Source organism: Oerskovia sp. NPDC060287 (assembly GCF_042726775.1).
GTDB classification, from domain to species: Bacteria; Actinomycetota; Actinomycetes; order Actinomycetales; family Cellulomonadaceae; genus Oerskovia; species Oerskovia merdavium.
In genome coordinates this window covers 1-9,762 of record NZ_JBHXBO010000159.1, presented here as the reverse complement: position 1 = coordinate 9,762, position 9,762 = coordinate 1, and the positions used below count along the sequence as shown (strand labels likewise).

Annotated in this window: 10 protein-coding genes; 7 read left to right on the top strand and 3 right to left on the bottom strand. The window is 72.0% G+C overall.

The window, feature by feature from the left end:
* Positions 1-108 precede the first annotated feature (108 nt).
* Positions 109-588: a DUF3093 domain-containing protein gene (locus tag ACFWFR_RS13785; protein WP_377623327.1), complete on the bottom strand. Its 480-nt coding sequence runs from the start codon at positions 586-588 to the stop codon at positions 109-111.
* An 83-nt stretch (positions 589-671) separates the two neighbouring features.
* Here ACFWFR_RS13785 and dut point away from each other — a divergent pair, with 83 nt between their 5' ends.
* The 4 genes from dut (at position 672) to ACFWFR_RS13765 (ending at position 3,390) form a co-directional block, all read left to right on the top strand.
* Complete coding sequence (dut, locus tag ACFWFR_RS13780) at positions 672-1,175, top strand: dUTP diphosphatase (RefSeq protein WP_377616529.1); 504 nt, start codon at positions 672-674, stop codon at positions 1,173-1,175.
* A gap of 150 nt (positions 1,176-1,325) precedes the next feature.
* Positions 1,326-2,078 (top strand): DUF3710 domain-containing protein, encoded by a 753-nt coding sequence (locus ACFWFR_RS13775; protein WP_191805024.1) that lies wholly within the window; start codon positions 1,326-1,328, stop codon positions 2,076-2,078.
* 6 nt (positions 2,079-2,084) lie between these two features.
* A complete protein-coding gene (locus ACFWFR_RS13770; protein ID WP_191805022.1) occupies positions 2,085-2,453 on the top strand; it encodes an OB-fold nucleic acid binding domain-containing protein in 369 nt (122 codons plus the stop codon).
* A gap of 34 nt (positions 2,454-2,487) precedes the next feature.
* A complete protein-coding gene (locus ACFWFR_RS13765) occupies positions 2,488-3,390 on the top strand; it encodes a DUF3159 domain-containing protein (protein WP_377616391.1) in 903 nt (300 codons plus the stop codon).
* A 126-nt stretch (positions 3,391-3,516) separates the two neighbouring features.
* Here ACFWFR_RS13765 and ACFWFR_RS13760 read toward each other — a convergent pair whose 3' ends face one another.
* Together ACFWFR_RS13760 and ACFWFR_RS13755 are read right to left on the bottom strand one after the other, a co-directional pair.
* The gene (locus tag ACFWFR_RS13760) at positions 3,517-4,233 is read right to left on the bottom strand and encodes a TrkA family potassium uptake protein (protein ID WP_191805018.1); all 717 of its coding nucleotides are present in this window, start codon (positions 4,231-4,233) and stop codon (positions 3,517-3,519) included.
* Positions 4,233-4,886 (bottom strand): TrkA family potassium uptake protein, encoded by a 654-nt coding sequence (locus ACFWFR_RS13755; protein ID WP_191805089.1) that lies wholly within the window; start codon positions 4,884-4,886, stop codon positions 4,233-4,235. Before ACFWFR_RS13755 ends, ACFWFR_RS13760 begins: the two co-directional genes overlap by 1 nt.
* A 124-nt stretch (positions 4,887-5,010) precedes the next feature.
* Between ACFWFR_RS13755 and ACFWFR_RS13750 the strand changes: the two genes are divergently transcribed.
* From ACFWFR_RS13750 to ACFWFR_RS13740, 3 genes are all read left to right on the top strand, one after another.
* Positions 5,011-7,023 (top strand): APC family permease, encoded by a 2,013-nt coding sequence (locus ACFWFR_RS13750; protein ID WP_191805015.1) that lies wholly within the window; start codon positions 5,011-5,013, stop codon positions 7,021-7,023.
* A gap of 78 nt (positions 7,024-7,101) precedes the next feature.
* Positions 7,102-8,379 (top strand): class I SAM-dependent RNA methyltransferase, encoded by a 1,278-nt coding sequence (locus ACFWFR_RS13745; protein ID WP_377623326.1) that lies wholly within the window; start codon positions 7,102-7,104, stop codon positions 8,377-8,379.
* 161 nt (positions 8,380-8,540) lie between these two features.
* Positions 8,541-9,674 (top strand): glycosyltransferase, encoded by a 1,134-nt coding sequence (locus ACFWFR_RS13740; protein ID WP_377623325.1) that lies wholly within the window; start codon positions 8,541-8,543, stop codon positions 9,672-9,674.
* Positions 9,675-9,762 lie beyond the last annotated feature (88 nt).

The following is a 9,762-nucleotide window of genomic DNA, read 5'->3' as shown; positions in this document are numbered from 1 at the left end:
CCCCTCGGGGTGGCGGCCGTTCGCGTGTCCTGGGCGGCCCGGTCTCGGGTGGTCCGGTCTCGGGTGGTCCGGCCCGGCGGTGGTCCGGCCCGGTCCGGCGTCGGCGGCTCAGGCCGAGGCGGACCGGGCCGTGGACGTGATCGCGGCGGCGAGCGCGGGGGCGTCGCGCGTGGAGACGAGCCAGTACGGCGTCGGGTCGGCCGGGTCGTCGACCTCGACCCGGATCCCGGTGCGCGCCCAGGCCCGCAGGCAGACGTACGCGCGCGCGTCGAGTCCCGGGCCGAGCTCGTGCGTCATCGCCTCGCGGTCCAGGACCGTGACGTCGCGCAGCAGCGAGGTGGGGATGACGGCCCGTCCGGCGCGCAGGTGGGGCGTGCCGTCGGTGCCCGGCCCCACCGAGACCACGGGTGACGTCCACCAGAGCAGGACCACCAGGACCACCAGGGCGATGCCGGCGGTGACGTAGGACAGGACCTCGTCCACGGGCCACAGGGCGATGCCCAGGATGACGGCGAAGGCGAGGGCGGCGGACCAGCCGCCGGGTCCGGGGAGGAGGCGTTCGCGGTAGGCGGCGTCAGGCTGAGGCATGGGTCCATCATCCCAGGTCCGTGAGGTGCCCCGTGGTGATGTTCGCCGCCCCGCCCGTCGAGCACTAGGCTCTGCGGGTGCCCATCGAAGAACCAGCGCCCTCGCGCGTGCCCGTTCCCTCGTCCGCCCGTCCGGGCGACGTCGAGGTGCTCGTCCAGCTGCTCGACGACGTCGCGACGGTCCCGTCGTACGCCCACCCGGGTGACGCGGGGGCGGACCTCGTGACGACCGTCGACGTGGAGATCGCACCGCAGGGCCGGGCGACCGTGCCCACGGGGCTCGCGATCGCGCTCCCGGACGGGTACGCGGCGTTCGTGCACCCGCGGTCGGGCCTCGCGGCCCGGCACGGCCTGACGATCGTCAACGCGCCCGGGACGGTCGACGCGGGGTACCGCGGCGAGATCAAGGTGATCCTGCACAACACCGACCCGTCCGCGCCGGTCGTCCTGCACCGCGGGGACCGCATCGCGCAGCTCGTGATCCAGAAGGTCGAGCATGCACGCTTCCTCCAGGCGGAGAGGCTGCCGGGCTCGCACCGGGGCGAGGGCGGCTTCGGGTCGAGCGGCGGGTGGGCCGCCGGGCGGTGAGCCCGGAGCGGCGTCGTGTTCGCTGGTGGCCGAGGACGGTCACGGGAGCGGCGCGGCGGTCTAGTGTGGTGGGGACGGGGATCGGTGCACGCCGTCCCGTACGAGTCGCGGTCGATGGTCGACGCGGCGAAGAGCTGAAGGAGAGCTTCCGTGGGTTTGTTCCGGCGTAGTGCGTCGCAGCAGTCGAGCGACGAGGCGGTCGTCGCCGAGGGCTCCGGGTCCGTGGAGGCTCCGGCGGGTGCGGACGAGAGCTCGGCCCCCGTGGCCCCGGCCGCGGGCACCCGTGGCCCGTTCGACTCCTCGCAGGTCAGCGAGCTCGGTGCCCGTGCGGACCTCGGGGCCATCTGGCTCCCGGGCGTCCCGGGCATGGAGCTGCGCATGGAGGTCGACAAGAAGACCCAGAAGATCACGGGGGCGGCCGCGGCGGTCAACGGCTCGGCGCTCCAGGTCCAGGCGTTCGCCGCCCCCAAGACCATGGGCATCTGGGACGAGATCCGCGAGGAGATCGCCGAGTCGGTGACCCAGCAGGGCGGGACGGTCGACGACATCCCCGGCCCGTTCGGTCGCGAGCTGCTCGCGAAGCTCCCGGTCACGGGTCCGGACGGTCAGCGCGGCTTCCGCGCGGCCCGGTTCGTGGGCGTCGACGGCCCCCGCTGGTTCCTGCGCGGGGTCCTGACGGGCAAGGCTGCCGTGGACCCGGAGGCGGCGCGACTGCTCGAGTCGGTCTTCGCCAACATCGTCGTGGTCCGCGACAGCAACGCCCGCCCGCCGCGCGACCTGCTGGCCATGCACCTGCCCGGTCAGGCGCCGCGTCCTGCGGTCGCGGCCCCGGAGGGTGCGGCCCCGTCGCTCCCGGCCTTCGACCCGCTGACCCGCGGGCCGGAGATCACCGAGAGGCGCTGACCCGAGATGTCGCTACGTCAGGCGCTGCACTCCGTACTGGCCTCCCAGGAGGAGATCGCCGCGGACGAGGAACGTCACGAGGCCTCTCAGCAGACGGGGTGCTCGGCGGTCGCGGACCTCGCGAACCGCAAGCGCGCCCACGTCTCGGGGGTCCTTCGGTCCGTGATCCTGCGCCCTCGCGAGGGCGTGCCGACGGTCGAGGCCGAGCTGTACGACGGCTCGGGCTCGCTCGACCTGGTCTGGCTCGGGCGTCGGCGCATCGCCGGCATCGAGCCGGGGCGTCGCGTCCGTGTCGAGGGCCTGGTCTGCGAGATCGCCGGTCGGCGCACCATGTTCAACCCCCGTTACGAGCTGCGCCCTCGCGCCGGCGAGTGAGCCCGTGTCCCACCCCGCAGGCGAGAGAGACGACATGACGCACGAGCACCCTGCCGCCCCCGAGCCGCTCGCCCGGGAGGTGGAGGAGGTCGCGGACGCGATCGACGACGTCGTCCCCCCGGACGAGGGCGCCGCGCGGGGCGTGCGCGCCCTGACGGGTGAGTCGTTCTCGCTCGCCGACTCGATCGGCGGGGTGCGCGGGCTCGTGGAGTCCATGGCCCCGGGGCTCGTGTTCGTGGTCGTGTTCATCGCGACGGGCAACACGCTCCAGCCGGCGCTGATCGCGTCGGTCGCGGTGGCGCTCGTGGCCGTGGCGGCGCGGCTGGTGCAGCGCACCCCCATCACGCAAGCCTTCGGAGGCTTCCTGGGGGTCGCGATCGGCGTGCTGTGGGCGTGGAAGTCGGGCGAGGCGCAGAACTACTACGCCGCGGGCCTCCTGACGAACGCGGCGTACCTGGTCGCCATGGCGGTCTCGGTGCTGGTGCGCTGGCCCGTGGTCGGGCTGGTCGTCGAGGCGCTGCGCAGCGGGTGGACGGACGGGGACAAGGTCAAGGCCGCCGTCGCGGCGAACGAGGAGCCCGACGCCGGAGCCGCCTCGGCAGCGTCGGTCACCCCGGGCGAGACACCCGTCCCGCGCGGGGAGGACGGCGAGCCCGCCCCGGGTGCCTTCACGGTGTGGGCCCGTCGCTGGCGCGGGGACCCCGCGCTCATGCGCCGCTACGCGCTCGCGACGTGGCTGTGGGTCGGCATGTTCGCGCTGCGGCTGGCCGTGCAGGTCCCGCTGTTCATGGCCGGCGAGGACGCGGTCGCATGGCTCGGCACGGCTCGCCTCGTCATGGGCATCCCGTTGTGGGCGCTCACGCTCTGGGTGACCTGGCTGCTGGTCCGGCGCCCGCGGGTCGCGGACGAGGAGCCCGCAGCCCCTGCGTCCGCCTGAGCCGAGCCGCTGCTGCGACCCGTGAACTGATCCGCGCGCCTTGCACGAGGATTTGACGCGATGACGCGATGAGGCGATGAGGCGACCCGCGCCCGAGCGGTCCGGGCGCGGGCCGTTCACCCGTCGTCAGACGGGCAGGCCGGTGGTCTCGTCGATCACCCCGGTGCCGCCGTCGTCGTCGGTCGGGTCGACCAGCACCCGGAGGAGCGCGGCCTCGTCGACGTCACGACCCGTCACGATGAGCAGCTCGTCGCCCACCTCGAGGGTGTCGTCGATGCTGGGCGTGATGGGCTGGGTCCCGCGCACGATCGCCGCGAGCACGGTGTCCTGGGGCCACGCGACCTGACCGACCCTGGTGCCGATGAGCGGGGAGTCCGGGGGGAGCGTGAGCTCGAGGATGTCCGCCCCCGACTGGTGGAACGTGAAGATCCGCACCAGGTCGCCGACCGCGACGGCCTCCTCGACCATCGACGTCATGATGCGCGGGGTCGACACCGCGACGTCCACGCCCCACGACTCGTCGAACATCCACTCGTTCTTGGGGTTGTTGACGCGGGCGACCGTGCGCGGCACGCCGAACTCGGTCTTGGCGAGCAGTGAGACGACGAGGTTGACCTTGTCGTCGCCGGTCGCGGCGACGATCACGTCGCACTCGTCGACCTTGGCTTCCGACAGGGTCGAGAGCTCGCACGCGTCCGCGAGGAGCCAGTCCGCGTCGGCCACCTGCGCGACCCGCATCGCCGCGGGCTGCTTGTCGATGATGGTGACCTCGTGGTCATGGCTGAGCAGCTCGCGGGCGATCGAGCGCCCGACCGAACCTGCTCCGACGACGACGACGCGCATCAGTTCTCCTTGAGTGAGGGGGCGTGCGTGAGGACGCGCTCGACCGTGGGGGCGTCGGTGCTGCGCATGAGCACGTGCAGCACGTCGTTCTCCTGCAGGACGGTGCTGGGGGTCGCCAGGACCCCCTCGCCGAACCGGCCGAGGAACGCGACACGGGCGCCGGTCGCCGACTCGATGGTCCCGACCGCGTGGCCGACCCAGCCCGGGTGGAAGTCGGTCTGCGCGAGGCGGACCTGGCCCGAGGGGTCGCGGTACTCGTCGGTCGCGCCGAGCGGGAGCATGCGACGCAGGACCTGGTCCGAGGTCCAGCGGACGGTCGCGACCGTCGGGATCCCCAGCCGCTGGTAGATCTCGGCGCGGTGAGGGTCGTAGATGCGGGCCACGACGTTGTCGACGCCGTACGTCTCGCGCACCACGCGCGCGGCGAGGATGTTCGAGTTGTCGCCGTCGGAGACCGCGGCGAACGCGTAGGCGTCCTCGATGCCCGCCTGGACGAGCGTGTCGCGGTCGAACCCGAGGCCCGTGACCTTCTTGCCGGAGAACTCCGCGGACAGCCGTCGGAAGGCGTCGGGGTTCTGGTCGACCACGGCCACCGAGTGGCCGCGGTTCTCGAGAGACTGGGCGAGGGTGGCGCCGACACGGCCACATCCCATGATCACGAAGTGCACGAGCGAAACGCTACCGTGACGGCGTCGCGTCCACGTACAGGAGCGAGCGGCAAGATCCGTGGGGCCGTGGACGCGTCAAGGGCCCTCCGAGGGCCTAGCATGGACCAACGTGTCGGATATCGCTGATGCCGCCAAACGATTGCTGCTCGGACGTCCCGTCCGCAGCGACGACCTGGGGCACACCCTGCTACCGAAGCGCATCGCGCTCCCGGTCTTCGCCTCGGACGCGCTCTCGTCCGTCGCGTACGCCCCGGACGAGATCCTGCTGACCCTCTCGATCGCCGGCCTGGCTGCCACGACCATCTCCCCGTGGGTCGGGCTGGCCGTCGTCGTCGTCCTGCTGACCGTGGTGGCGTCCTACCGCCAGAACGTGCACGCCTACCCCTCGGGGGGCGGGGACTACGAGGTCGCCACGGTCAACCTGGGACCGACCGCGGGCGTCGGTGTCGCGTCGGCGCTCATGGTCGACTACATCCTGACGGTGGCGGTCTCGATCTCCTCGGGGACCCAGTACGCCGCGGCCGCGCTGCCGTTCCTGCGCGGCCACGAGGCTGCGTTCGCGATCACCCTGGTCGTGCTGCTGACCCTGATCAACCTGCGTGGGGTCAAGGAGTCGGGCTCGTTCTTCGCGATCCCTGTGTACCTGTTCATGTTCGCGATCGGGATGACCGCGGTGGTCGGCTTCGTCCGGTCGGCCATGGGTACCCTGCCCATGGCCGAGAGCTCGACCTACGAGCTCGTCGCCGAGAGCCACTTCGACCAGGGGCTGACCGGCCTCGCGGGGGCGTTCCTCGTGGCGCGCGCCTTCGCCTCCGGCTGCGCAGCGCTCACGGGCGTCGAGGCGATCAGCAACGGGGTGCCAGCGTTCAAGAAGCCCAAGTCGCGCAACGCCGCCACGACGCTCGCGCTGCTCGGCACGATCTCCGCCTTCATGATTATGGCGATCCTCTTCCTCGCGCAGAAGACCGGTGTCCACTTCGCCGAGAACCCCTCCGAGCAGCTCACGATCAACGGCCAGCCCGTGCCCGACGACTTCGTGCAGGACCCGGTCATCGGCCAGCTCGCGCAGGTCGTGTTCCAAGGCTTCCCGATCGCGTTCTACGCCGTGGCAGCGGTCACCGGGCTCATCCTCGTCTTCGCCGCCAACACCGCGTTCAACGGCTTCCCGGTCCTGGCCTCGATCCTCGCCAAGGACGGCTACCTCCCGCGCCAGCTCCACACGCGCGGCGACCGTCTCGCGTTCTCGAACGGCATCGTGACGCTCGCGGTCGCGGCGATCGCCCTCATCTGGGCGTTCGACGCCCAGGTCACGCGACTGATCCAGCTCTACATCGTGGGCGTGTTCGTGTCCTTCACGCTGTCCCAGCTCGGGATGATCAAGCACTGGACCCGCGAGCTGCGCACCACCCCCGACCCGCGCTTCCGCACCAAGATGAAGCGCTCGCGGGTCGTCAACGCGATCGGCTTCGGGATGACCGGGACCGTCCTGGTCATCGTGCTGCTCACCAAGTTCACGCACGGAGCCTGGATCGCGATCCTCGCGATGGCGGTCGTGTTCGTGCTCATGCGGGCGATCCGCAAGCACTACGACTCGGTGCGCGACGAGCTCACCCTGGGCGAGGACCCTGCGGCGGCACGCGCTCTGCCGAGCCGGGTCCACGCGCTCGTCCTGGTCTCCAAGCTCCACAAGCCCACCATGCGTGCCCTGGCCTACGCACGGGCCTCGCGACCCTCGGTGCTCGAGGCCGTGACGGTGGGTGTCGACGCGGACGAGGTCGCCGAGTTCACCGCGGAGTGGGAGGCGCTCGACATCCCGGTCCCGCTGCGCGTCCTGGACTCGCCGTTCCGTGAGATCACCCGACCGATCCTGTCCTACGTGCGCTCGATCCACCGCGAGAGCCCGCGCGACCTGGTCGTGGTCTACATCCCCGAGTACGTCGTGGGGCACTGGTGGGAGCACCTGCTGCACAACCAGAGCGCGCTGCGCCTCAAGGGGCGGCTCCTGTTCACCCCGGGCGTGGTCGTGGCCTCGGTGCCGTGGCAGCTGTCCTCGACCAAGGGACAGACCGGCCTCGAGAAGGAGAGCTTCGCGGCGCAGAAGCGGATCAACCGCCGCTACTGAGCCGGACGTGTGCGGTCCCACGCAGCGCCCGGGACCGGATCGGGGACGAAGTCCGTCCGCGTCCGGGATACTAGGGGAGTGTCTGAAACCCTGAACTCCACTCCCACCGCCCCTGAGTCTCAACCTCTGGTCGAGCTCGAGGTCGGGCCGGTCGCGCACGGTGGCCACTGCGTCGCGAGGCTCGACGGGCGCGTCGTCTTCGTCCGGCACGCGCTGCCGGGGGAGCGGGTGCTCGCGCGACTCACCGAGGACGGCGACTCCGCGAAGTTCTGGCGCGCCGACGCGATCGAGATCCTCGAGCCCTCGCCGGACCGCGTTCCCGCGGCCTGGCCCGCGGCCGGTGCCGGGGGTGCAGGGGGCGGCGAGCTCTCGCACGTCTCCCTGCCGGCCCAGCGTCGCTGGAAGGCCGCGGTCCTCCAGGAGCAGCTCAAGCGCCTGGCCGGGCTTGACCTTCAGGTAGAGGTTGAGGGTGCGCCGGGTGACGACGAGCGCGGGGGCCTCGGCTACCGCACGCGGATCGACCTGGTCGCGGACGACGAGGGTCGCGCAGGCATGCGTGTCTTCCGCTCGCACGACGTCGTTCCGCTCGACGAGATGCCGCTCGCGACCCCGGAGGTCGCGGCGCTCGCCGAGGCCGAAGAGGTCTTCACGCGCCGCTGGCGTCCGGGCACCCGGCTCGAGCTCGTCGCCCCGGGCGGGGGCAGCGACCCGATCCTGCTCGTCGACGGGGTCGTCTGGCACTCGGGTCACATCGACCGCCGCCCCCACGCGCGCCGCGCCGTGACCGAGTCCGTCACGGTCGCCGGCACCGAGCACACCTTCCGCGTCGCGGCCGACGGGTTCTGGCAGGTCCACCGTGAGGCGCCCGCGCTGCTCGCCGAGGCCGTGCTGGCTGCCGCGGGACCGCTCGAGGAGGCGACCGTCGTCGACCTGTACTCGGGGGCAGGACTCTTCACGCTCCCGCTCGCCGACGCCGTCGGCGAGACGGGACGCGTCGTCGCGATCGAGGGTGACGAGCGGGCCGTCAAGGACGCGCGTCGCAACGCGTTCGAGAAGCCCCAGGTCGAGCTGCACCACGGCCCGGTCGAGAAGGTCCTCGCGGCCAAGGACCACGCGGCGCCCACGGCCGACGTCGTGGTGCTCGACCCGCCGCGGACCGGGGCGGGCCGCAAGGTCGTCGACGCGGTCGCCGCGCTGAAGGCCCCGCGCGTCGTGTACGTCGCGTGCGACCCTGCCGCGCTCGCACGCGACATCGCCTACTTCGCGAAGCACGGCTACACGGTCGAGTCCGTCAGGGGATATGACCTGTTCCCCCACACCCACCACGTCGAGGCGATCGCGGTCCTGACGCGCTGACCGCCCCGGGCGGACCGCACAGGGGCCGTACAGGCGCGCCCCAGGTCCGCCCGGAAGACTGTCGTCAGCGGTGGTTCACCTGTCGCCCGGACCGGATCCGGGCGACGATGGACTGATGTGCGCCGGGAGCCACCGGCGATGGGCAGAGCGGAAGAGGGCGCATGCAGGTCACCGTGGTCGTGCCGACGTTCAACGAGGGGCCGAACGTCGAGGAGCTCGTGGGGCGGCTCGCCGTCGCGGTCGAGGGGATCGACGCGGAGGTGATTTTCGTCGACGACTCGACGGACGACACGCCCGCGGTGGTCGACCGCGTGGCCGAGGCCTCGACCCTGCCGGTCCGCCTGCTCCGTCGCGACGAGCCGGTCGGTGGTCTGAGCGGGGCGGTCGTCGAGGGCTTGGGGCAGGCGCGCGGGGAGTGGGTCGTGGTCATGGACGGCGACCTGCAGCATCCGCCGGAGATGGTGCCGGTCCTGCTCGAGACGGCGGCGTCCACGGGCGCGGACCTCGTGGTGGCCTCGCGGTACACGGGCAACGGCGACGCAGGTGGGCTCGACGGGAGGTGGCGGCACCTCGTCTCGTCGGCGTCCTCGTTGCTCGCTCGCTCGATGTTCCCGGTGCGGCTGCGCAACGTGACCGACCCCATGACGGGGTTCTTCGCGGTGCGTACGGCCGCGATCGACGTCGCGGCGCTGCGGCCGCGGGGGTTCAAGATCCTGCTGGAGATCCTGGCGCGCAACAAGGTCGAGGTCGTCGAGGAACCGTTCGTGTTCGGGGAGCGGTTCGCGGGGGAGTCCAAGGCGACGTTCGCGAACGGGCTGCGGTACCTGCAGCAGCTCACCGCGCTGCGGTTCGGGCGGATGTCCACGTTCGCTCTCGTCGGTGCGTTCGGGGCCGTGCTGAACCTGGCGATCATGTGGGGTCTCGAGCAGTTCGGGGTGCACTACATGCCCGCCGCGGTGGTCTCGGCGGCCGTCACGATCGTGACGAACTTCCTGCTGCTCGAGCACTTCGTGTTCCACGACCTGCGCGACGAGGGGCGCAACGTGTGGAAACGTGCCGCGCAGTCGTTCACGTTCAACGGCATCGAGGCCGCGGTACGTCTGCCGTTCCTGCACTGGCTCGTGGTCCTGACGGGCATGCCGCCGGTCCTGGCCCAGGCGTTGACCCTGGTGGTCGCGTTCCTGCTGCGCTTCGTCTTCCACGCCCAGGTCGTCTACCGGCCCCGCAAGAGCGAGCCCGCGCCCGTCGTCCCGCTCACGGGGGAGAAGGCGGCCCCCGCGGCCGACGAGGACTAGGCGGCCGCTCAGGCGGTGCGCACGGGCGCGCCCGCCGTGGGACCCGGACCGCAAGGGCCGGCACGGCTGTCATGATGGTCGCCGCGGC